Source organism: Halorubrum orientale (assembly GCF_059623105.1).
This window is the reverse complement of sequence record NZ_JBSPSR010000007.1, coordinates 26190-46148: the sequence shown is the minus strand read 5'-3', so window position 1 is coordinate 46148 and position 19959 is coordinate 26190. Positions and strand designations below refer to the sequence as shown.

The following is a 19959-nucleotide window of genomic DNA, read 5'->3' as shown; positions in this document are numbered from 1 at the left end:
ACCCACAACCATTTGTCCGCGCCACGACTGTGAGCGAGCATGACCGATGATCCCGGGCCGTCAACGGAGGCCACGGCGGATGCGGCCGCGGACGAGTCAACGACGGACGATTCAACGACAGACGAGTCAACGACGGACGATGACACGGTCGGCGACGACGCAGATCGCGACGACACGGGTGCGGCCGACCAGTCGCCGGCCGACACCGACGCGTCAGTACCGCGTGACGTCCAGACGTACGAGCGGTTCACGAAGATCGACGGGGCCCGCTACGAACGGGTCAACGAGTTCTTGCGAGATCGCACGTACGTCACGGCCCGCGAGTGGGCGATCGCTCGACTCTGTGCGGACTTTCGGACCGAAACGGGTGTCGAGATGACCAAGATCGGCGAGAACCTTCCCGAGCTCGTTCCGTTCATGACCGACACGTACACGCCACAGGCGGTCAATCAGGCGCGATACGCCTTCGAAGAGAAGGTGACGAAAGCCGGGGCGACGTTCCTCTACGGCGCGATGTCGGGCTTTTTCACCGCCGAAGATCTCGACGAGATGATGTACGAGGTGACGGAGATCGCGAAGTTCCTCCTCGAAGTCGAGGGTGTCGACCTCGCGGTCGCAGAAGAGCTCGACGCCGAAGATCGCATCTCTGCGGTGATGCGTGAGGTGCGCGAGTCTTCTGCAGATCTTCGTGGTGAGGAGGTGCGGTGTCCCGAGTGTGGACACGTCCACGAGCCGGGCGAGGAGTGACCGTCAAAGCAGATACGATCGTGAGCTGCCCGATCAGTCGTCTGCGGTACTCGTGACGCCGCCGGCACCGCCGAGGAGTTCGTCGCCGTACTCGGGGACCGTGCCGTCGTCGTTCCATCCCCGAAGCGCATAATACTCAGAGAGCCCCGCGTCGAAGCCATCGATCTCGTACGGGAGCGTGTCGTCTGTGCGGTCGAATCCACGCGCGTTGTTGAACCCCCGCTCGAGTTCGACGATCCGAGCGCCGACCGCGAGCAGGTCTTCGTAGTCGGCGTCTAAAAGCGCTCCAAGCCGGTCGTCGGTGACCACGCCCCGAGAGAACTTACACACCACCGCCGAGTCAAGGATTGCGTTCCGGTTCTCTTTTTCCACGAGCTTCGGTGGCTTCCCGTCGAGCCCCTGCGGATCGAGCGCCTCGTCTTTCCCGACTAGGGGGTACTCGTACGCGTAGAACTCACCGTACATGTGGTCTGCACCGCGATTTGCCGTTGCGAACGCGAGCCCTTGTCCGTTCAGGTGCCGGCCGTCGTGCCCGGAGAAGTCGAGTCCCTTCACCGTCCAGTCGTCGACGCCGAACTCGTCGTGGACGCGGTGGACGCCCTCAGCGAGTGTATCACCGACCCCTTCCCGGTAGGCGATCTGCTCGACTATCGACTGTGCGAGCTCCGCGTTACCGAACTCGTCTTCGCTCGCGAGATACATCGACACCGTGTCGCCACACGAGATCGTGTCCATCCCGAGCTCGTCACACAGCTCGTTCGCGGCCATCACGTCGACGATGTCGTCGACGCCGGCGTTGCTGCCGAACGCCATCACCGTCTCGAACTCTGGCCCCTCGGTTTCGAGGCCGGTCGCCTCGTCGCGAGTGGGGAGCTTACACGCGAACGCACACTGCGAACACGTTCCCTTCTTGTACTTCTTTTCTTCGACGCGGTCACCCGAGATGCCGGCCGCTCCCTCGAACGACTGCTCGGCGAAGTAGTACGACGGGAGCGCCTCCACCTCGTTGGCGAGTTCGGTCACACTAGCCGTCCCCTGTCGTTTCATGATCGAGTCAGAGGTAGCCGCCTCCCGGTGGACGTCGCCGGCCTCATCCGGCCACTCAACGTCGATATCGGCGTCGGCCTCGCCATCGAAGGTGAGCGCTTTCACGCCCTTCGACCCAAGCACGGCGCCGAGCCCACCACGGCCGAACGCACGCGACTCCGAGGTCATGATCGACGCGAACCGGACGGCGTTCTCGCCGGCTGGACCCACACACGCCACGTGCTCCGGCTCCAGGTCGTGAGTGGACTCGACGTGCGCCGAGACGTCGGAGACGCGCGCTTCAGCGAGCCCTGGGACGGCTTCGAACGTGACGTTCGGGGAGCCGTCGTCGTCGGGCTCACGGACGTGTACCGCGAGCAGTTCGTCACTCGCCCCAACGAGTTCGACGGCGGCGTATCCCGCGCCAGTGAAGTTGCGTGAGAGGAAGCCGCCCGCGTTCGACGAGAGGAGGCCGTCTGTCAGCGGTGAGACGGCCGTTGCCGCCATCCGCCCGGTGTACGACGTTCGCGAGTACTGCATCGGCCCGGTCGAGAAGTACAGTCGGTTCTCCGGGCCGAGCGGGTCGACGTCAAACGGGATTCGCTCGTACGCGAGCCGGGTATTGAGTCCGCGGCCGCCGATGAATGAGGCGAGCACGGTCTCGATCGGCTCGGTGCTGGCCGTCCGTTCGGTCAGATCGATCGTGAGAAGATCGCCCTGTGCGTGTCTCATGCCCGACCATACGCCAGCGTGTCAATAAACCTCCGGGTCACCACGTGGATCGCCGGATCTGCGGCCGCAAGACTCAGGGCCGCAACCGATGGCTCGTCACCGCCTCGGCACCCGCCACGCTGGTGTCGAGCACCGCCACGTGGAAGGCGTCGTCGGCACCCTTGACGGGAATCGGCAGTCCGCCCGGGTTCACCCGAACCGTCTCGCCGCGCGTCTCCACGGCTCGGGCGTGTGTGTGGCCGTGTACCACGACGTCGTAGTCGCCACAGTCGACGAGGGCGTCGACGACAACCTCGCTCGTACCGTGGGTGACTGCGACGTCGAGCGACTCGGCCGATTCGACCGACTCGGTCACCTCGACTGCCGACTGGCCAGGAGCCCCGGCCGGGAACGACAGCGCACCCGTCTCGCCGAGGTACTCCCCGAACGCGTCGACGGTCGACTCGACGGCCCACTCGCCGTCGTTGTTCCCGCGCACCGCGTAAAAGTCGAAGTCGGCGTCGAAGGGGGTCACCGAAAACGGCGCGACGAAGTCGCCACAGTGGACAACGGTGTCGACGCTGCGCGACTCGAACAGCGCTACTGCCGCCTCGATGGCGTCAAGGTCGTCGTGGGTGTCAGAGACGAGACCAACGAGCATACTCGATCGGAGTGTCAGCGCCGTGAGCCATAAGTGTCGGTCTTCGGTCGCGCTCTTTCTCGCACCTGCGTCGGCCTCACGCTTCGGCGTCGTCGCCAGCGACGGCCGAGGACGCTCCCGACCGGCGTGCCGCGAGTGCAACTGCCACGTACAGCGCACCGATCGCTCGGAGCAGCGGTGTCGATCGATCGTGCCACCGGACGCGGTCGGGGTCCTCGAAGATCAGTCGTGTCGCGAGCCGCTGGTATCGTCGCGGGAACGTCACCACGATGCTCCCGCCAACACCGATCACACCGATCATCAGCCGATACAGTCGACCGCCCACGAGCGCCGCGAGGACTAATATTACTCCCTCAGCGCGGACAAGCGAGGGGACCCACGGGCGAATCGTCGGGACGCTCACCGCCTCGTCGCTCTCAGCGTCGGTGTCGACGTTGACCGCGACGGTTTCGAACGCCGCGAGCGTCCGGTGTGGCGCCAGCGCGACGATCCCACCGAGGGCCGCCAGAATCTGTCGGAGCATACGTGATGGTTCGTCGACACCGGTCAAGAACACATCGTCCGTTCTCACCAGCCGAGAGATTTGACTCCGCAGACCGCTCGGTGCTCACTCCGTCTCGTGGAGGGCCTGCCAAGAGAGCCGCGGGGTGCGTGCGGCACCGACCTGGTCGATCCGAGAGGCGGCCGTGCGGCTCGGTGCCGAATCGAGCGTCTTGTCGTCGTCGCCGAACGCGACGTTGAATGCCGCCGCAAGGTCGTCAAGCGACGCCTTGTTCTCGATCTCCGTCGGCTCCGTCAACATCGCCTCGGGGACCATCTCGGGCCACTTCGTCGTCGGCGGGTGAACGCCGAAATCGAGCATCCGTTTTGCGACGTCCGCGGCGTCACGGTCCCCGGCCGTCGCCGCGAACTCGTGGTGGAAGGGGCCGTGTGGGACCGCGAGGTCGATCTGGTCGGCCAGGTAGTTCGCGTTGAGCACAGCCTTCGCCGCCGCGTCGGACAGCCCCGCGTCGCCCAGTCGGGCGATGTACGCGTACGCCTTGATCAACACCAGCCAGTTGCCGTGGAAGCCGTGGACCTTCCCGATCGACTCAGGTGGCGCGAAGCGCTCGTACCCGTCGCCGTCGGTCGCCTCGCGGACCCGGGGCGTCGGGAGAAAGTCGGCGAGTTCGGCGGTCACCCCGACGGGTCCGGCTCCGGGGCCGCCCCCGCCGTGTGGGGTCGCGAACGTCTTGTGGACGTTGTAGTGCATGACGTCGAATCCCATGTCGCCCGGGCGCCCTCGGCCGAGCAGCGCGTTGAGGTTCGCGCCGTCGTAGTAGAGGAGCCCACCGGCATCGTGGACGATATCAGCGACCTCGGCGATGTCGCGCTCGAAGAGGCCGACCGTGTTCGGATTGGTGAGCATGAGTGCGGCGGTGTCCTCGCCGACGGCCGCCCGGAGCGCGTCGAGGTCGACGCGACCGTCGTCGCCGGAGGGGAGTTCGACCACGTCGTAGCCGGCGGTCGCGGCGGTGGCGAAGTTCGTTCCGTGTGCCGACGCGGGTATCACCACCTCCGAGCGGTCGGTACCGTGGTGTTCGTGGTACGCCTTCGCCACGAGGATCCCGGTGAGCTCACCTGCCGCGCCGGCCGGCGGCTGGAGGGTGACGGCATCCATGCCACCGATCTCGGCGAGGACGTCCTGCAGTCGGTACAGGATCTCGAGGATCCCCTGGCTCGACTGGTCTGACCGGGCCGGGTGGACCGCCGCGTTCGGGTCGGCCGCGACGTCCTCGGTGAACGACGGGTTGAACTTCATCGTGCAGCTCCCGAGCGGGTACGGCCCCGAGTCGATAGACCAGTTCATCTGGGAGAGTCGGGTGTAGTGGCGGGCGATCTCCGGCTCGGAGGGGTTCGGCAGCGTAAGCGACTCACGCGTCAGGTCGTCCGGCAGCGGCGAGTCCACCGACACGTCGACTGTCGCCGTCCCCTTCTCGTCGAGCAGAGGCTCCCGAACTGCGTCCGACTCACTCGTGTACGTGGCCTGGTCGTGGTACATCTCAGATCACCTCCGCGACCGCGGCGACGAGGTCGGTTGTCTGGCCCGCGGTCAGGTCGGTCACACACGCCTGTAGGTGGCTGTCGTCGACGACGTGCACGGCGAATCCGTCCGTCTCGAGCGCTGATGCGACCGCCGGCGCCGGTGACTCGGTCCGGAAGACGAACTCGCGGAAGTGGTGGCGGTCGTGGACCGGCGCCGTCACCCCCTCGATCGCGTCGAGGTCGCTCGCGAGGGCGGCCGCGTCAGTGACGCAGTCGTTCGCGAGATCGACGAGCCCCGACGGGCCGAGTGAGGCGGCGTGGATCGCCGCCCGAAGCGCGACCCACGCCTGATTCGTACAGATGTTCGAGGTCGCCCGCTCCTTGCGAATGTGCTGTTCGCGGGTTTGGAGCGTGAGCGTGAACGCCCGGGTTCCGTCGGCGTCCTCGCTCGCCCCGACGAGGCGGCCGGGCACCTGTCGGAGATAGTCCTCGCGACACGCGAAGATACCGAGCCCCATGCCGTAGCTCGCCGGGAGTCCGAGCGTGCCCGCCTCACCGACGACGACGTCTGCACCCACGCTCACCGGCGCCTCAAGCACCGAGAGTGCGACGACGTCCGAGCCGAGCACGAACAGCGCGTCGGCGGTCTCGGTGATCGAGCCGATCGCTTCGAGCCGCTCTTCGAGACAGCCGCGGACGGTCGGGCTCTCGGCGTACACCATCACAACGTCGTCATCGGCGCGATTGGTGAGCGCATCGACGTCGGCGGTGCCGTCCGCCATCGGGTACGACTCGACGGTGAGACCGGCACCGTCACAGTAGTTCTCGAGCACCGCTCGCTTGCCGGAGCGTAGGTGTGCTGGCACGAGCACGACGTCACCGGTCGTCGCTCGAACGCGGTCAGCGAGCGTCGCCGCCTCCGCGAGTGCGGTCGCGGCGTCGTACATCGAGCAGTTCGCGACCGGCAGGCCGGTCAGCTCGACGAGCATCGACTGGTACTCAAAGAGTGCCTGCAGGAATCCCTGTGAGACCTCTGGTTGGTACTGGGTGTAGCTCGTGAGGAACTCCGAGCGGTCCGCGAGGTGGTCGACGATACTCGGCACGTAGTGGGAGTAGTGGCCGCGGCCGAGGAACTCGACGAGGTCGTCGTTGGCCGCGAGTGCGTCGGCACACTCCCGACGAATCTCCCGTTCGGTCCGTGGCTCGATTCCGAACGTCCCGTCGAATCCGACGTCCGCGGGAATGTCGAATAACGCCTCCTCACTCTCGGCGCCGATGGCGTCGAGCATCGCTTCGGTCTCGGCGTCCGTGTGGGGCGCGTACGGACTCCCACTCATCGGTGCGCCTCGATCGTGGCGGACTGGTCTTCAGTCCTCTTGTCGATCTGCTCGGTGGCCCTATTGCCGGTCTGTTTGGTGGTCGGGTCGTTGGCGCGTCGTCGGTGCGGGTGTGTCAATGTCATGTCGATGTGTCTGCGTTTGAACCGGGGCGGTCGGCCGCGGTCGCGGTCGACGAACACGGTCAGGCGATCTGGTCGGCGTACTCGGCCGCTGTGAGCGTCTCCTCCTCGTCGACGCCGTCACTCGGCTCAACTTCGAGCATCCACCCGTCGTCGTACGGTGACTCGTTGACGAGCTCCGGGCGGTCGAAGAGCGCCTCGTTAACGGCAGTGACCGTTCCCGATGTCGGTGCGTACAGGTCCGAAACCGCCTTGATCGACTCGACGACGCCGAACGCCTCACCTGCAGTGACCTCGTCGCCGGCGGTAGGGAGTTCGACGAAGACGACGTCTCCGAGTTCGTCCTGAGCGAAATCAGAGATACCAACGCGAACGGTCGCGTCGTCGACTGTCGTCCACTCGTGCGATTCCAGATAGCGTACGTCGTCGGGAACTTCGAAGCTCATTGTGTGAGAGACCGCGGTGCGTGCTGGACGTCGGCCCCCGAACCGCACGACGGCCTCATCCAACACGCACCACAGTGTGCTGTGTAAACCGATCACAGACGGGCAGATAAATGGTGTGTTCTCGGCGGATTTCAACGTGGACGTTGGTGATCGGTCGAATCTCTCGACTCGCTCGACCGGGTTGCGAGCAGGTCGCGGAGCGGAAATCCCCCAGTTTATCGGCCACCAGACCGGAGCGGGCCCATGCTGATCACGCTTGAGGGAATCGACGGGAGCGGGAAGACGACTGTCTGGGAGGCGCTCCAGGACCGCTACCCCGACGCGGTCTTCACCCGAGAGCCGACCGAGAGCTGGTATGGAGACGCAGTGTACCGGTCGCTCGCTGACGAGGACGCCGACCCGCTCGCAGAGCTCTTCTTGTACACCGCCGACCACGCAGCCCACCTCTCAAAGACGATTCGTCCAGCGCTCGCCGAGGGCACCCTCGTCATCTCAGACCGTTACTCAGACTCGCGGTTCGCGTACCAGGCGGCCACGCTCGACGCGAGCGATGTCATCGACGTCGACCGGCCGATGGAGTACATCCAGGGGATCCACGCCGCGTTCTCGCGCACCCCAGACGCGACAATCTATCTGGACCTCGACGCGACGACGGCGGCCGCTCGGGCCGGACGGACGGACAAGTTCGAGCGCGACGGGTACCTGGCGGCGGTCCGAGCGAACTACGAGCGACTCGTTGACGCCGAGCCGGGACGGTTTACCCGCGTCGACGCCAGTCAACCACCAGAAGTAGTTGTCGAACGGGTCGAGTCCGCGGTCGCAGCGCTTGTCGAATCGTGATCGTCACGCGGTGACCGTTGAGGACTCGATCACTGCGTGTCCGGCAGCTCGTACTCCTCCGGCGGCGGGACGTAGAGGTAGTCGATCACCGCACCAAGCACCACCGGGAGCCCGACGAGCGCGCCGACGACGATGGTAGGACTGCCTAGGTCGACCCCGGCACCAACGCCCAAGAATCCGGTGAACACGAGCGTCGAGACAAACAACACCATAGGTGTCAACACAATCGTGTACAACACCCACCCCCACGAGGTGGCGAGCCGCAGTCTGAAGAATCGGGTCGCCACGCCGGCGACAAGCGTGTGGAACGCGAGGAGACCGATGAGCGTCACAAACCCGACGAACGCAAGCATACGCGTTGTTCGTGGTCGGGACTCTTTGCTGTGTCGCCCTCGCGGCGCCTCGTCACTCGCGTCGTAAAAGGCGACCCCGCTCGCCGCTCACCCGCGACTCAGAATGGCCCGCCGCCGCCCTGTTGTCTCGCCGACGAAATCAGCGAGTCGACCGGCTCGGTGTACTCGTACCCGGGGATGACGCCCTGGACGTACGTCCCCTCAACGAAGTCGACGAGTGCGCCCGCGTCATCGACGCCACGTCGCTCGTTGATGTCGGTCACCGACAGCCGCACGGCGATCTCCTCGTCGGTGGCTTCGACGGTCGGATCGAACGTGTGGTCTCCGCGGGTGATGCCGCCGACGTCGGCGACGCGCCGCTCGAACGTCTCTGTCCAGCCCTCTTCGACCACGTCGGCGACGTGTTCGGCGGTGACCGCAGACAGCGTTGGGACGCGGACGACCACGTCGTATCGGATGCGCGGGTCGTCTTCGGGGGTCGGTTCGGCCGTCACGGTCGCGTCGAAGGCGGTCGTCTCGAACGTCCACTCGGCCTCGCCAGCCGGCGTGAACGAGTCGTGTGCACGAAACGCCCGGCGGACGCGGTCAGGGAGGGTGTACTCGGAGTCGCTCATACGGTTCTGTTCGTCTGCGTGAGCAAAAACACCGCGCTGTCGGCCGACCAATCTGGTGTGCACACAACGGTTAACAGCGGAAGACCGCGTACAGAAAGATATGCATGCACTCGTCGGAGGGACGGTACATACGGCCACAGCCGAGGGAACGTTCGAAGGGACCGTCGTCTTCGACGAGGACGGGGTCGTCGCGCTCGGTGACGTCGAGCCGCCCGCAGAGGCGACGATCGTCGATGTCGAGGGGCACCACGTCACGCCCGGGCTCGTCGACGCCCACAGCCACGCCGGAATGGCGGAGTGGGGCGAGCCCGAAGACGCAGACATCAACGAAGGCACCGATGCGGTCACGCCACAGGTGTCGGCGCTCGACGGCTTCCACCCCCGCGATGAGGAGCTGCGGCACGCGTTTCAAAACGGCGTGACGACCGTCTCCGCGCGGATGGGCTCGGGAAACGTGATCGGCGGGATCATCTGCTCGATGAAGACGTACGGGCGCACGGCCGATGAGATGTGCATCCGTGAAGACGGCATGAAGGCCGCGATGGGCGAGAATCCCAAGCGGTTCCACGGTGAGGAACACGACCGACAGCCCGCGACGCGTCCCGGCGTGGCGGCCACCCTTCGGTCGGCGCTCATGGCGGCTGAAGACTACGTCGACCGGCGTGAACACGCCCGCGAGTCTGGCGAGCCGTTCGAACGCGACCTCGGCATGGAGAACCTCTCGCGCGTGCTCACCGAGGGGCTCCCGCTACGGGTACACGCCCACCGGACCGACGACATCATGACCGTCTTCCGCATCGCCGAGGAGTTCGGTATCGACGCGCTCTCCATAGAGCACGCGACCGAGGGGCACCTGATCGCAGAGGAGTTCACGACCCGGGGCGTACCCGCGGTCGTCGGCCCATCGTTGTACTCGGGTGCGAAGTACGAGCTTCGCAACATCACCTTCGAGACGCCCGCAATCCTCCACGAGGCAGGCGTGAAAGTAGCCATCCAGACCGACGCGCCGGTGCTTCCGCAGCACCACCTCGACGTCTGTGTCGGCCTCGCCGTGCGCGAGGGGCTCCCAGCCGAGACGGCTCTCGAGTCGGTGACGCGGCACCCCGCGGAGATCCTCGGGATCGACGACCGGGTCGGAACCCTCGAGGTTGGGACCGACGCCGACGTCGCGGTGTGGGACGGGGTCTTCTACGAGAATGACAGCAAGACACGGCACGTCTTTGTCGACGGCGAACGCGTCTTCGACCGGGAGCGCGACGCTGTCGACCCACGCGACGCGTACGACTGGTGATCGTGGACGGTTGGTGAGGGGGACCGTATCCGGGGAACCACTCACTCGACGACGACGACACCACGCATTCCCTGCGTCTGGTGGGGCGTGCACACGTATTCGATTGTGTCCGGCTCGGTGAACGTCTGCGTGAACGTGTGGCCTGCTTCCGCGGTCAGTGTCGACTCGAACGACTCGTCGACGGCGACGACGTTGTGACCGCCGCCCCGACCGGTCCACTCCCAGACCACGGTCGTGCCGACGTCGATACGAACGGGTGCCGGGTCGAAGGCGAACCCGTTACCGGCACCGACGGCGACGGCGACCTCGTCCTGGCCGGTTCGATCGACGGGCGGCGCGTCGACGTCCGTCGTCGGGGGATCGCCGCCGTCTGTTCCTCCAGCACCGCCACACCCCGCGAGCGAGACGAGCGAAGCGGCCCCGAACGCGCCGAGGACCGCTCGCCGACTGTGTTCGACCATATCGGTCATTAGTGCCGGCGAGCTAAAACGTCTCGACCGCTCCCGCCGGGTGGAAGAGGTTTTCACCGACAGTGACGAAAGACGGGCATGAGCGAGTGGACCGACGCCATCGTCGGGGAGCGAATGGCCGTCGACAACCAGTTCACCGACCGGGTTACCGCCTCCCGCTTCTCGAGTCAGGAGTGGGGACTGATCATGACTGCGACCGAGTTCGAGATCGCAGACGCAGACGACCCCGATGCGGCGCAGATCGTCGCGAATACGACCAATCTCCCGGCCGTGATGCCCGAGTTAGAGAACGTCCGGTCACAGGTCGCCGCGATGGGCGGCGCCACGAGCGACGACGGTGGGAGCTCGGGCGGCGGACTCCTCGGGTCGGTGCTCGGCGCACTCGGTCTCGGCGGGAGTTCAGACGACAGCCCGAGTGACGAGGAACTTGAGGCAGCAGAACAGCTGGTTCAGGCGTACGCCGACGAGCTCCAGGCACACTTAGAGGAGGTCGGGCGGTGGGAACAGATCCGGATCGCCTATCAAGAGTAGTCGGCCGCGTCTCCGGCCGAGACCCTCACGCGTCGTCGCCGTTCACACCGCCCTCGAAGAGCGGTCGGGCCTCGGCGTCGCAGACGGAGATCAGCTCTCGCACGAGTTCGTCGTACTCCTCGCCGTCGACACGAAGCGCATCGAGTCGCTCGACGGTCTCGTCGTCGAGATGTATCTGTGGCATACCGGTAATTCGTCCGACCGGGTCAAAAGCGTGTGGAACGCGTCGCCGCCTGGCGTGCCCATCGAGGGCACAGCACGCATCCCGGAGCACAACGCTTTTCGAATCCGCCCGGCCACCGACCGTATGGACCAGTCGGTCGAGACGGCGCTCGATGCCGCCTTTCCCGGCCGAACGGTCGTCGACGTCGAGGGAGCCGGGCCATCCTGGAACGGCGGCAACGAGACGGTGGTCGTCACCTTCGCCGATGGTCGCCGCGCCTATCTGAAGACGGCCGTCGACGGCGCCAGCCACCGGCTCGACCGGGAGGCAGCGATACTCGCGTACCTCCGTGCGTGTCGATCGATTTCCGTCCCGGCGACGCTCGCGGTCGATACGAGTGGTCCGGTACCATACCTCGCTACCGCGCCCGCCCCCGGCCAGTCCGTTGACGAGCGCTTCGAGACGGCAGGGCCTGACACACAGCGTCGACTCCTCCGCCGGGTCGGCCGGGCGGTCGCGGCGCTTCACGCGGTGCGGTTCGACGACCACGGCACGATCCGTGGGCCTGGCGAGACGGTTGGTTGTGATGAGGCGGTCGGTCGCAGAGAGACGGTCGGTCGTAGAGAGACGGTCGGTCGTGGTACGCCGGCTGAATTCAATGATGCAGTCGAGAGCCCATCCGCGCGACCGGGGCTCGAGCTGTCGGTCGCGCCGTGGCCGGACGTCCTCCTCGAGACCGTCGAACAGACCCGCGAGATCGCCACGACCGACCGACTCGACCGACACTTCGACGCGGTCGTCGATTGCATCGAGACACACCGCCCGCTGCTCGAGGACCCTCCCGCGGCACTGCTTCACGGCGATATCACCAAGCCAAACGCGTTCGTGGTCGACGGGCAGAGTGATGCTCCCGCCGGCGACATCGGGCTGCTCGACTGGGAGCTCGCGCACGTCGGCGACCCGTCCCGCGATCTCGTCCGGGCGCGTGACCAGCTGTGTAACGGGTTCGACTCCGAGGGCCCCGATCGACTCACAGGCGCCGTCCTCGGCGGGTACCGAGGCCGCGCCGGAAGCCTGCCGGCAGGATTCGAGGTCCGGGAGCCGATCTACCGCGTCGTTCGTGTGCTCGGCCGGTCCGGGTTCCTCGACCAGTGGGTGCCGTACCTCGGTGAGCCGATGGAGGCACTCGTCGACCGGATCGACGCCGAACTCGACTCGCGGGTGGCTGCGGTCCGCCGCGAGACGGGCGAGTGAGAGGCTTCGCGAGGCCGCCGTCAAGGCGCCGCTATGTCGCCGACTACGGAACCATGTCGTAGTCGTCACCCCCCGTCTGCGTCCGGCGCGCTGGTGGCACGCTTTTCTATCTCGCCGCGCAGCTTTGCCGCGTCGAAGTCGTGGTCCGGTCGGATCGCGACAAAATCGAGGAATCGTCTGGCGGCGAGCAACGCGTCCGAGTCGTAGCTGGTCAACGCCGCGTCGACGGCACTCGTCGCCCCCACGAGCGGTTCGAGTGCCGCGAGCGCGCTCGCGAGGTCGTACGATCGGGCGTCCGTGCGGCCGTCGCCGCTCACGTTCGTCGCGTCGATCACGTACAGCTCGCCGTCCAACACCAGTACATTTTCGGCGCGGAGGTCACCGTGTGCGAGTCCCGCGTCGTGGATCGTCGAGAGTGCCTCAAACAGCCCCGGGGCAAGCGCGCGACACGAATCGGCGTCGAGTTCGTCGAGGGTACAGAACTCGGGGAGGTACTCCGCGACGACGACGCCGAGGTCGCCCACCGCAAGCGCCTCGATCGGCTCCGGGGTGTTCACGCCGAGAGCGCGGACCTGTCGGGTCGCCTCGAGTTCGTGACGCGCCATCTCGTAGGGCGTCTCGTGGCGTTCGAAAAATCCCTCGCTGCCGGCTGAGAACGCCCCGAGGTTTCGGCCGGTGGTAAACAGCGTATGAACAAGGGTGTTCTGTGGCGTGATCACCTTCACAAAGCGATCGTCATCGAGCACCATCGGTGTCGACAGCCAGTTGTCGGCGTCGAGAAACTCGATCCGGACGTGGTCGCGGTCGTACCGGTCCGCCAGCTCGCGTCCGACCCGCTCCAGCGCTGGCCAGTCTGCGCTGCCACGGACGAGCCGGCGAAACGACATACAGGTGGACTAACGCCCGCACGGTGTATAAACTGTCGCGCGAGGTTCGTACAGCGAGAACCGTGAGCTATCGAGCCCGACGCGGCGTGCCGTAGGCGTGGCTCGATCCGGTGTGTGCATCGGGAGTGTCACGCAGGTCAGCTGCCGTCGGCGTCGGCCTCGTCGCTCGCGCAAACTGAGCCCTCGACGAGGTCGTCGTCGACATCGTGAATTGCGTCTGCGAGACGGGACGCAGTCGGCACGGCGTCGAGGAACGCGCGGGAGCCGAAGGGGGCGTCCCCGTTGACCGAGAGGTATCCCACGTCGATTGGGTCTCCGGTGAGCCCCGTGAGAAATCCGACGGTCCGGACAATGGGGACGTCGTCGACGCGCCCAGCCTGTGTGACCGACTCGTACAGCCGTCGGTGGGTCGCGACGTGGTACACGCACGTCGGCGTTGGCGCGAAGAGCAGGCAGTAGCGCGCGCCGGGTTCGGTCCGGCCGAGTCGCGGCCGGAGCGCGTGTGTCTCGTCTAGATGAAAGTAGCGCTGCATTCGGTTGAACTGTCTGAGCATCGCGTTGGCGCCCGTCGCTTGACGAACCGCAGCGTCGGCTTTCAACTCGATCACGTGATCGACGCGCGTCGGAGTTCGGCGCCGGACGTACAGGTCGACGGCCCCCTGGCGGCCGGCCGCGTCGTACGGCTCCTCAAGCCGGACGATTGGGTGCTTGAACGCGGCCTCGTAGTGGTCGACCAGCCGCGTCGCCAGCTCGTCTTCCCGCATGCCTCTGGGGAAGCGAGCCCAAGTCTTAATAGGTGGCATTCTGCCAACACCCGGCAGCATGCTGTTGTTTTCTGTCGGATCCCTGACCGGGCCTCGTCGGCCCGGATCAACGCCCTTGTATGTGCTCGCGTGGTACCAGAAAATGATGGCACGAAGAGTCTCTCGACGGCGGTATCTCGTTGGGACTGGCGCGGCGCTCACCACCGGACTGCTCGCTGGCTGTTCCGGCGGCAGTGGCGGTGAGAGCGAGGAAAGTAGCAGTGAAGAGAGTAGCAGTGAGGAGAGCAGTGACGGCGGCAGCGACGAGGGAAGCAGTGACGGTGGCAGTGGAGCGGAGAGCAGCGGTGAGGAGAGCAGCAGCGACAGTGGCAGCGTCGAGATGCTCGACGACGTGCCGACGGAAATCGACGACTACCTCAGCGAGGGTGAGGCCCGGCTGTACGAGGGGACGGTCGCCGACTACACCGGCCAGGACGAAGTCGTCGTCGACGTCGGTGCCGGCGACATCGGCTTCGCGTTCGCCCCGCCGGCGATCCGCGTCGACGCTGGCACGACCGTGGTCTGGGAGTGGACCGGCGAGGGCGGTGCACACAACGTCGTCTCCGAGGACGCCTCCGCGACCCAGTTCAACAGCGGCGACCCGATAGACGAGCAGGGCTACACCTTCGAACAGACGTTCGAGTCGGCCGGCATCCAGCTGTACTACTGCACGCCGCACAAGGCAAACGGCAAGATCGGCGGCGTCGAAGTCGTCTAATAATCGGTACGGCCCCGGTCTTTTTGTCGGCCCGATGAGAATTTGACGCATACCAACTGGAGTACCGCGTATGCGACGACGACACTTCGCGGCGAGTGTGACTGGGCTCACGATCGGGCTCGCCGGCTGCGCCGCGACACAGACCGAGTTCGAGGCCGCACCGGGACGATTCAGCACCACGGCGGCGGACGCGGCCGGCTACCGACTGGTGACCGAAACGGAGGCGGTCACGCGACGAACGGTCGACCTCGGCGGGTCACAACGCGAGATCACCGTTCGAAACCAGGTCGCCGAGTACGAGCGAGACGTGGTCGTCGCCGGGGGTGAACGCCCACTTGCCGGGGCAACAGTGGTCACCACGCCGTCGATTGCCGTCGCCGGCCGTGAGTTCAATCCGGTCGCCGACGCGTCTCTCAACTCGCTCGCCGACCGGGCAGCGGGACGCGTCGGCGACCAGCTGGCCGGTGACGGGCTTGAGGATCTCTCATCGGTCAGCAACGAACAGACCACCGTGCTCGGAACAGAGACGGAACTCGGCGTCTTTGAGGGCACGACGCAGGTCGGGCCGACGACAGTCGCGCTTCGGCTCCTCGTCTGTCGAGTGTCACACGCGGGTGATTTCGTCCTCGTCGGGGCGACGTACCCGGCCGCGCTCGCAACCGACGAGCGTCCGCGCGCTGAAACGCTGTTGGCCGGAGTCGAACACGACGGCGACGGCTAATTATAGAGAATCGAGGAGAATGCTGGTGGCTTTAGCCACCAGATGAATCCGACAATTTAATACAAAAACTACCGTATCACGCACTGTGCGTGGAAAATTGGCGGTTGACTCGGTGTTCGCCACGGTTCAGAGCCGAAATCAAAAAGTAAGCCGACCACGCCGACAGTCGATAACTAATCAGGTAACTCGAAGCCCCTTCCGGGGTACGAGTAACGGCTTCGTGGCAAAGCCACTGGCTGACTGTCCAGCAAACCTTAGACTCCCAACCTTCAGGATTGACCTGCTCGGCCAACACCGGGTGGGAGGCCCGCGCCTGTAGGCGCGGGAGGATGTCACAAGAGATCGTTCGTGACGAGTCGATCGACCGCCTCGCGGAGCCGTTCTTCACTCGCCGCGTACGAGATCCGCGCGAAGCCGGGCGCGTTGAACGCGGCTCCGGGAACGCACGCGACCGACGCCTCTTCGATGGCGCGCTCACACCATGCCTCGTCGTCGTCATCGACCGGGATCATCATGTAGAAAGCGCCCTCACCGACGTCGACGTCGACGTCGTGTTCGTCAAACAGGTCGACGAGCAAGTCACGGCGGTCGGCGAACGCCTGGCGCATCTCTTCGACCGCCTCGTCGGTGTGCTCGAGCGCCTCGACGCCAGCGTGCTGGACGAAGTTCGTCGCACACGAGACCGAGTGTGAGTGGAGCTTGCCCGCCTGACTCACGAACGCCTCGGTGGCGTGGAGGTACCCGAGCCGCCAGCCGGTCATCGAGTACGCCTTCGAGAACCCGTTGATCGTGATGGTGCGATCGTGCATCCCGTCGAGGCTCGCGAGCGCGACGTGGTCAGCGTCGTAGACTATCTGGCCGTATATCTCGTCGGATATCACGGCGATATCGTGTTCAACGGCGAGGTCGCGGACACCCTCGAGTGCTGCTTCAGAGAACACCGCGCCCGTCGGGTTCGACGGGGAGTTGACGACGAGGAGGGCAGTGTCGTCGGAGACTGCCTCGGCGAGGTCCTCGAGAGCGGGTTCGAGTTGGAAGCCGTGCGGGGCCAAGTCGACACGAGAGAGCGCACCGCCGGCGAGTTTGACCATCGCCTCGTAGGAGACCCACGCGGGGTCGAGGAGAACGACCTCGTCGCCGTCGTCGATGAGCGTGCCGATCGTCTCGTACAACGCCTGTTTGCCGCCGGGCGTGACGATCACTTCGTCAGCGCTCGCGTCGACGCCCTGTCCGCGGAGCTTCCCGGCGATACCCTCACGAAGCGCGGGGATTCCGTTTGAGGAGGTGTAGCCGGTGTGGCCAGCGTCGAGGGCGGCTTTCCCCGCTTCGACGACGTTCGCAGGGGTGTCAAAGTCCGGCTCGCCGACGGAGAGGTCGACGATGTCTGCACCCTCCGCCTCCTTTTCTGCGGCCAGGTTCGATATCGCCAGCGTCGCACTGGGCTCTACGCGTCCGATTCGGTCGGAGTAGTCGTACACGTCGGTCATGGAAGTTCCTCGATGAGGTCGATAGCGGCGTGGGCGGCCTCTGCGCCCTTGTCGATGCGTTCTCGCGCCTCCGCGCCGGACATCCCCGGGCCGCTCACGCCGAAGGTAACCGGGGTGTCGCGGTCGAGGCTCACCCGAGTGAGCCCCTCCGCCGTCGCGTCCGCGATGACGCGGTCGTGGTCGGTGTCGCCGGTGACTATCGCGCCGACGACTGTGACCGCGTTGACGTCGTCGCGTCGTGCCAGTCGGTCGGCAGCCAGCGGGCTGTCGTAGACGCCCGGCACGGTCAGCTCTGTGGTGACGACCGCGCCGCGGTCGGCAGCTGCATCCCTGGCGGCGGCGGCCATCGGCTCCGTAACAGAGTCGTTGAACCGAGCCACCACGAGTCCCAGCGAGACCATACCTCGATTCGAACCGGCGACGGCAAAGGTCTACCGTTCGGCACCGATGACCCGGGCGTCATTTAAGCGTGCGCGGACCCTAGATTGTGGTATGACTGACCAACTCGAGACGGCGACGCTTGGCGGTGGCTGCTTCTGGTGTATCGAAGCAGCACTCGAAGAACTGGCAGGCGTCGAGTCAGTGACGTCGGGCTACGCCGGCGGCCACACGAGCGACCCGTCCTACCGGGCGGTGTGTTCTGGGTCCACCGGTCACGCCGAGGTGGTACAGATCGAGTACGATCCGACTGTAATCGAGTACGCCGACCTGCTCGAGGCGTTCTTCGCCATCCACGACCCAACACAGCGTAACCGACAGGGACCCGACGTGGGGAGCCAGTACCGCTCGATCGTCTTGACCCACGGCGAGGCGCAACACGAGGCCGCGGCGGCGTACATCGAGGCGCTGGACACGGAACTCGACGACGACGTCGAGACCGAGCTCGAACCGCTCGAGACGTTCTATCGTGCCGAGGAGAAGCATCAAGATTACTTCGCGAAGCATCCAGACGACGCCTACTGTACGTTCCACGCGCAACCGAAAGTCGAGAAGGTGCGTGCCGAGTTCGAGTCGCTCGTAGCGAAGTGAGTGGATCATCGATCTAGTGCCTGTGTGATCAACACGACTTCGTGAGACACGGACACCAACTACCGCCACACCCTCCCCAGCCGATTCGCTCGTCGCCTGCGGCGACTCGCTCATCCCTCGCACGCGCTCGCAAGTCCGCCTCCGGCGGCCTGCGAGGCGCGCGCCACTGCACACGATCGAAATCCTTCTCGGCACCGTTCTTCACTGCAGTAAAAATGCGCCGGCCGGGAGTCCCGCGAGCGAACGCAGTGAGCGAGTGGGACTACGGCCGGCCCACGACCGAAGGGAGTGCGCCGGCCGGGATTTGAACCAGAATCAGACGTGCTCGCTCGCGTCGCTCGCTGTGCGCGACTGATAGGGTTCAAACCCCTCTCAGCACCATTTTTCGACGACGTTAAAAATGCGCCAGCCGAGAGTCCCGCGAGCGAACGCAGTGAGCGAGTGGAACTACGGCCGGCGCACGACCGAAGGGAGTGCGCCGGCCGGGATTTGAACCCGGGCCATGAGCTTGGAAGGCTCAGGTTCGCGCTCACCGCGCGAGACGCCAAACAACCACAGGAACGCTCCTGCGCCGGATTCTACCGGGGTTCACGTTCAGATACGACCCACCCGTATTTATACGTTCGGCCCAAAAACCGGGTGACCCCACTCAATAAGCCCTTAGGCTCATTTACTCAGAAATTCGTTTACACCCGGCATAATTCAAGCCTGTTTGCGGCGGGAAAGGCGGCGATACAGAAGCCCCGTAACCACTTTCGCTCCGAATTGGTTATTATCTTATCATTTGGCACTATTTTCTGAATTGATGGGTCGAAATACAGCCACCATCAACTATGGAATCGGGTCCCTGTTTGGGAACGCGTTCAACATGTATCTGTTTGGGAGCGGAATCCTAACTGGGATACAATTCGTAATTGGACTCGCCCAGACACAGTCGTTAGATGGGGCATTAAGCGTCGCTCTCAATTACTACATCACCAAACTCACCCCCTTCCCGCTGGACGAGTTTTTGACTGCCGGTGGCTTTGAGCAGGTTGCGCTCAACGTTACGATGGCCCTTGGACTCGGTCTATTGATTGGGATGTACCGGTACCAAAAGAACCGTTTCTAATCAGCAGGCCGGACCATTTTGACTGCGCGTAATTGTTGGGAATTTATCCGACGACGTAGTGATTATGTATTAACATGAAACTCGCAGGTTTGAGGGCATTCACTCAGGCGCGAGAAGAAATCTGGTTCTGGCCCTCTGCGGCGCTGGCGTACCTCATCACAGTCGACGACTCAGCAGTAATCATGGTCGGGCTATTTATTTCGCTGTTCACCGGCGCTACCATGTACAAACTACACGAATCCCTCCGAGAACTGTTTGAAGATGAAAAGGATATTTCTCGGGTTCGGAGACGAGTCTCACGGGAAGGAGCAGCGAATTCTTCCAAGTTGTCTTTTGAACTTTTTGAAGACCTGTTTGACTTTATCGCACCCTCACGGCCTGCGTTTCAAATAACGGTCGTTATCGGAATGCTTGCGAACATCATACTATTCATTTTGCTGTATCTCTGGATACTCTGGTGCGTCTTCGGTTCCGTGTCGCCTACAATCTCCGAGATGAGCCTGTTTTCCCTTCCTCTGCTAATGATAGCGATTGCTGGTGCTTCTTTGGTCTGGAATTCATAGCGTATCAGAGAGTCGTGGAGAGTGCTTGGATTGGGAGCTGCCGGTTCCT

The 19959-nt window shown here is 64.9% G+C and carries 23 protein-coding genes and 1 tRNA gene; 9 read left to right on the top strand and 15 right to left on the bottom strand.

The features are described from left to right. Positions 1-39: 39 nt before the first annotated feature. The gene (locus ACWUI7_RS08570; RefSeq protein ID WP_496641813.1) at positions 40-747 is read left to right on the top strand and encodes a DUF5806 family protein; all 708 of its coding nucleotides are present in this window, start codon (positions 40-42) and stop codon (positions 745-747) included. A gap of 33 nt (positions 748-780) precedes the next feature. Here the strand turns inward: ACWUI7_RS08570 and ACWUI7_RS08565 are convergent, their stop codons facing one another. From ACWUI7_RS08565 to gcvH, 6 genes are all read right to left on the bottom strand, one after another. After that, the gene (locus ACWUI7_RS08565; RefSeq protein WP_496641812.1) at positions 781-2505 is read right to left on the bottom strand and encodes an aldehyde ferredoxin oxidoreductase family protein; all 1725 of its coding nucleotides are present in this window, start codon (positions 2503-2505) and stop codon (positions 781-783) included. A gap of 73 nt (positions 2506-2578) precedes the next feature. Next, positions 2579-3145, bottom strand: coding sequence for a metallophosphoesterase (locus tag ACWUI7_RS08560; protein ID WP_496641811.1), 567 nt, complete (start codon positions 3143-3145; stop codon positions 2579-2581). A 76-nt stretch (positions 3146-3221) separates the two neighbouring features. After that, positions 3222-3668 (bottom strand): hypothetical protein, encoded by a 447-nt coding sequence (locus tag ACWUI7_RS08555; protein ID WP_496641810.1) that lies wholly within the window; start codon positions 3666-3668, stop codon positions 3222-3224. Between the two features lie 84 nt (positions 3669-3752). Further along, positions 3753-5186, bottom strand: a complete 1434-nt coding sequence (gene gcvPB / locus ACWUI7_RS08550) for an aminomethyl-transferring glycine dehydrogenase subunit GcvPB (RefSeq protein WP_496641809.1) — start codon at positions 5184-5186, stop codon at positions 3753-3755. 1 nt (position 5187) lies between these two features. Next, on the bottom strand, positions 5188-6507 hold the full coding sequence (gene gcvPA, locus ACWUI7_RS08545; protein WP_496641808.1) for an aminomethyl-transferring glycine dehydrogenase subunit GcvPA: 1320 nt from the start codon (positions 6505-6507) through the stop codon (positions 5188-5190). 184 nt (positions 6508-6691) lie between these two features. Continuing rightward, entirely contained in the window at positions 6692-7075 is a 384-nt protein-coding gene (gene gcvH / locus ACWUI7_RS08540) for a glycine cleavage system protein GcvH (RefSeq protein WP_496641807.1), read from the bottom strand. A gap of 243 nt (positions 7076-7318) precedes the next feature. On the opposite strand from gcvH, the gene tmk reads away from it, so the two are divergent. Further along, positions 7319-7915: a dTMP kinase gene (gene tmk, locus ACWUI7_RS08535; protein ID WP_496641806.1), complete on the top strand. Its 597-nt coding sequence runs from the start codon at positions 7319-7321 to the stop codon at positions 7913-7915. A gap of 29 nt (positions 7916-7944) precedes the next feature. On the opposite strand, the gene ACWUI7_RS08530 is transcribed toward tmk, so the two are convergent. Both ACWUI7_RS08530 and ACWUI7_RS08525 read right to left on the bottom strand, forming a co-directional pair. Beyond that, on the bottom strand, positions 7945-8268 hold the full coding sequence (locus ACWUI7_RS08530) for a DUF7991 family protein (protein ID WP_496641805.1): 324 nt from the start codon (positions 8266-8268) through the stop codon (positions 7945-7947). A gap of 98 nt (positions 8269-8366) precedes the next feature. Beyond that, positions 8367-8882: a DUF5813 family protein gene (locus ACWUI7_RS08525; RefSeq protein ID WP_496641804.1), complete on the bottom strand. Its 516-nt coding sequence runs from the start codon at positions 8880-8882 to the stop codon at positions 8367-8369. 100 nt (positions 8883-8982) lie between these two features. On the opposite strand from ACWUI7_RS08525, the gene ACWUI7_RS08520 reads away from it, so the two are divergent. Next, complete coding sequence (locus tag ACWUI7_RS08520; RefSeq protein ID WP_496641803.1) at positions 8983-10173, top strand: amidohydrolase family protein; 1191 nt, start codon at positions 8983-8985, stop codon at positions 10171-10173. 41 nt (positions 10174-10214) lie between these two features. Here the strand turns inward: ACWUI7_RS08520 and ACWUI7_RS08515 are convergent, their stop codons facing one another. Further along, the gene (locus ACWUI7_RS08515) at positions 10215-10634 is read right to left on the bottom strand and encodes a halocyanin domain-containing protein (RefSeq protein WP_496641802.1); all 420 of its coding nucleotides are present in this window, start codon (positions 10632-10634) and stop codon (positions 10215-10217) included. Positions 10635-10721: 87 nt separating this feature from the next. On the opposite strand from ACWUI7_RS08515, the gene ACWUI7_RS08510 reads away from it, so the two are divergent. Then, positions 10722-11174 (top strand): DUF5799 family protein, encoded by a 453-nt coding sequence (locus ACWUI7_RS08510; protein ID WP_496641801.1) that lies wholly within the window; start codon positions 10722-10724, stop codon positions 11172-11174. 25 nt (positions 11175-11199) lie between these two features. Here the strand turns inward: ACWUI7_RS08510 and ACWUI7_RS08505 are convergent, their stop codons facing one another. Next, complete coding sequence (locus ACWUI7_RS08505; RefSeq protein WP_496641800.1) at positions 11200-11358, bottom strand: DUF7557 family protein; 159 nt, start codon at positions 11356-11358, stop codon at positions 11200-11202. A 123-nt stretch (positions 11359-11481) separates the two neighbouring features. On the opposite strand from ACWUI7_RS08505, the gene ACWUI7_RS08500 reads away from it, so the two are divergent. Then, the gene (locus ACWUI7_RS08500) at positions 11482-12591 is read left to right on the top strand and encodes a phosphotransferase family protein (protein WP_496641799.1); all 1110 of its coding nucleotides are present in this window, start codon (positions 11482-11484) and stop codon (positions 12589-12591) included. Positions 12592-12656: 65 nt separating this feature from the next. Here ACWUI7_RS08500 and ACWUI7_RS08495 read toward each other — a convergent pair whose 3' ends face one another. Together ACWUI7_RS08495 and ACWUI7_RS08490 are read right to left on the bottom strand one after the other, a co-directional pair. Then, positions 12657-13478: an RIO1 family regulatory kinase/ATPase domain-containing protein gene (locus tag ACWUI7_RS08495; protein WP_496641798.1), complete on the bottom strand. Its 822-nt coding sequence runs from the start codon at positions 13476-13478 to the stop codon at positions 12657-12659. Between the two features lie 137 nt (positions 13479-13615). Then, positions 13616-14242 (bottom strand): hypothetical protein, encoded by a 627-nt coding sequence (locus ACWUI7_RS08490; RefSeq protein ID WP_496641797.1) that lies wholly within the window; start codon positions 14240-14242, stop codon positions 13616-13618. A 145-nt stretch (positions 14243-14387) separates the two neighbouring features. Between ACWUI7_RS08490 and ACWUI7_RS08485 the strand changes: the two genes are divergently transcribed. Together ACWUI7_RS08485 and ACWUI7_RS08480 are read left to right on the top strand one after the other, a co-directional pair. After that, the gene (locus ACWUI7_RS08485) at positions 14388-14999 is read left to right on the top strand and encodes a halocyanin domain-containing protein (RefSeq protein ID WP_496642054.1); all 612 of its coding nucleotides are present in this window, start codon (positions 14388-14390) and stop codon (positions 14997-14999) included. Positions 15000-15069: 70 nt separating this feature from the next. Then, positions 15070-15720 carry a DUF6517 family protein gene (locus tag ACWUI7_RS08480; protein WP_496641796.1) on the top strand — a complete coding sequence of 217 codons (651 nt, stop codon included), beginning with the start codon at positions 15070-15072 and terminating at the stop codon, positions 15718-15720. Positions 15721-16052: 332 nt separating this feature from the next. Here the strand turns inward: ACWUI7_RS08480 and ACWUI7_RS08475 are convergent, their stop codons facing one another. Continuing rightward, positions 16053-17207, bottom strand: a complete 1155-nt coding sequence (locus tag ACWUI7_RS08475) for a pyridoxal phosphate-dependent aminotransferase (RefSeq protein WP_496641795.1) — start codon at positions 17205-17207, stop codon at positions 16053-16055. Then, on the bottom strand, positions 17204-17608 hold the full coding sequence (gene ribH, locus ACWUI7_RS08470) for a 6,7-dimethyl-8-ribityllumazine synthase (RefSeq protein ID WP_496641794.1): 405 nt from the start codon (positions 17606-17608) through the stop codon (positions 17204-17206). Before ribH ends, ACWUI7_RS08475 begins: the two co-directional genes overlap by 4 nt. A 91-nt stretch (positions 17609-17699) precedes the next feature. On the opposite strand from ribH, the gene msrA reads away from it, so the two are divergent. Next, complete coding sequence (gene msrA, locus ACWUI7_RS08465; RefSeq protein ID WP_496641793.1) at positions 17700-18236, top strand: peptide-methionine (S)-S-oxide reductase MsrA; 537 nt, start codon at positions 17700-17702, stop codon at positions 18234-18236. Between the two features lie 474 nt (positions 18237-18710). On the opposite strand, the gene ACWUI7_RS08460 is transcribed toward msrA, so the two are convergent. Continuing rightward, positions 18711-18774 (bottom strand) — tRNA-Leu (locus ACWUI7_RS08460). A gap of 647 nt (positions 18775-19421) precedes the next feature. Between ACWUI7_RS08460 and ACWUI7_RS08455 the strand changes: the two genes are divergently transcribed. After that, the gene (locus ACWUI7_RS08455; protein ID WP_496641792.1) at positions 19422-19910 is read left to right on the top strand and encodes a hypothetical protein; all 489 of its coding nucleotides are present in this window, start codon (positions 19422-19424) and stop codon (positions 19908-19910) included. Positions 19911-19959 lie beyond the last annotated feature (49 nt).

Coding starts and splice junctions, on each gene's coding strand:
- ACWUI7_RS08510 (WP_496641801.1), top strand. CDS start 10,722: ATGAGCGAGTGGACCGACGCCATCGTCGGGGAGCGAATGGCCGTCGAC.
- ACWUI7_RS08570 (WP_496641813.1), top strand. CDS start 40: ATGACCGATGATCCCGGGCCGTCAACGGAGGCCACGGCGGATGCGGCC.
- ACWUI7_RS08560 (WP_496641811.1), bottom strand. CDS start 3,145: ATGCTCGTTGGTCTCGTCTCTGACACCCACGACGACCTTGACGCCATC.
- ACWUI7_RS08515 (WP_496641802.1), bottom strand. CDS start 10,634: ATGGTCGAACACAGTCGGCGAGCGGTCCTCGGCGCGTTCGGGGCCGCT.
- ACWUI7_RS08495 (WP_496641798.1), bottom strand. CDS start 13,478: ATGTCGTTTCGCCGGCTCGTCCGTGGCAGCGCAGACTGGCCAGCGCTG.
- ACWUI7_RS08485 (WP_496642054.1), top strand. CDS start 14,388: ATGGCACGAAGAGTCTCTCGACGGCGGTATCTCGTTGGGACTGGCGCG.
- ribH (WP_496641794.1), bottom strand. CDS start 17,608: ATGGTCTCGCTGGGACTCGTGGTGGCTCGGTTCAACGACTCTGTTACG.
- ACWUI7_RS08475 (WP_496641795.1), bottom strand. CDS start 17,207: ATGACCGACGTGTACGACTACTCCGACCGAATCGGACGCGTAGAGCCC.
- ACWUI7_RS08565 (WP_496641812.1), bottom strand. CDS start 2,505: ATGAGACACGCACAGGGCGATCTTCTCACGATCGATCTGACCGAACGG.
- ACWUI7_RS08480 (WP_496641796.1), top strand. CDS start 15,070: ATGCGACGACGACACTTCGCGGCGAGTGTGACTGGGCTCACGATCGGG.
- tmk (WP_496641806.1), top strand. CDS start 7,319: ATGCTGATCACGCTTGAGGGAATCGACGGGAGCGGGAAGACGACTGTC.
- ACWUI7_RS08520 (WP_496641803.1), top strand. CDS start 8,983: ATGCATGCACTCGTCGGAGGGACGGTACATACGGCCACAGCCGAGGGA.
- ACWUI7_RS08530 (WP_496641805.1), bottom strand. CDS start 8,268: ATGCTTGCGTTCGTCGGGTTTGTGACGCTCATCGGTCTCCTCGCGTTC.
- gcvH (WP_496641807.1), bottom strand. CDS start 7,075: ATGAGCTTCGAAGTTCCCGACGACGTACGCTATCTGGAATCGCACGAG.
- ACWUI7_RS08500 (WP_496641799.1), top strand. CDS start 11,482: ATGGACCAGTCGGTCGAGACGGCGCTCGATGCCGCCTTTCCCGGCCGA.
- ACWUI7_RS08555 (WP_496641810.1), bottom strand. CDS start 3,668: ATGCTCCGACAGATTCTGGCGGCCCTCGGTGGGATCGTCGCGCTGGCG.
- ACWUI7_RS08455 (WP_496641792.1), top strand. CDS start 19,422: ATGAAACTCGCAGGTTTGAGGGCATTCACTCAGGCGCGAGAAGAAATC.
- ACWUI7_RS08505 (WP_496641800.1), bottom strand. CDS start 11,358: ATGCCACAGATACATCTCGACGACGAGACCGTCGAGCGACTCGATGCG.
- msrA (WP_496641793.1), top strand. CDS start 17,700: ATGACTGACCAACTCGAGACGGCGACGCTTGGCGGTGGCTGCTTCTGG.
- gcvPB (WP_496641809.1), bottom strand. CDS start 5,186: ATGTACCACGACCAGGCCACGTACACGAGTGAGTCGGACGCAGTTCGG.
- gcvPA (WP_496641808.1), bottom strand. CDS start 6,507: ATGAGTGGGAGTCCGTACGCGCCCCACACGGACGCCGAGACCGAAGCG.
- ACWUI7_RS08490 (WP_496641797.1), bottom strand. CDS start 14,242: ATGCGGGAAGACGAGCTGGCGACGCGGCTGGTCGACCACTACGAGGCC.
- ACWUI7_RS08525 (WP_496641804.1), bottom strand. CDS start 8,882: ATGAGCGACTCCGAGTACACCCTCCCTGACCGCGTCCGCCGGGCGTTT.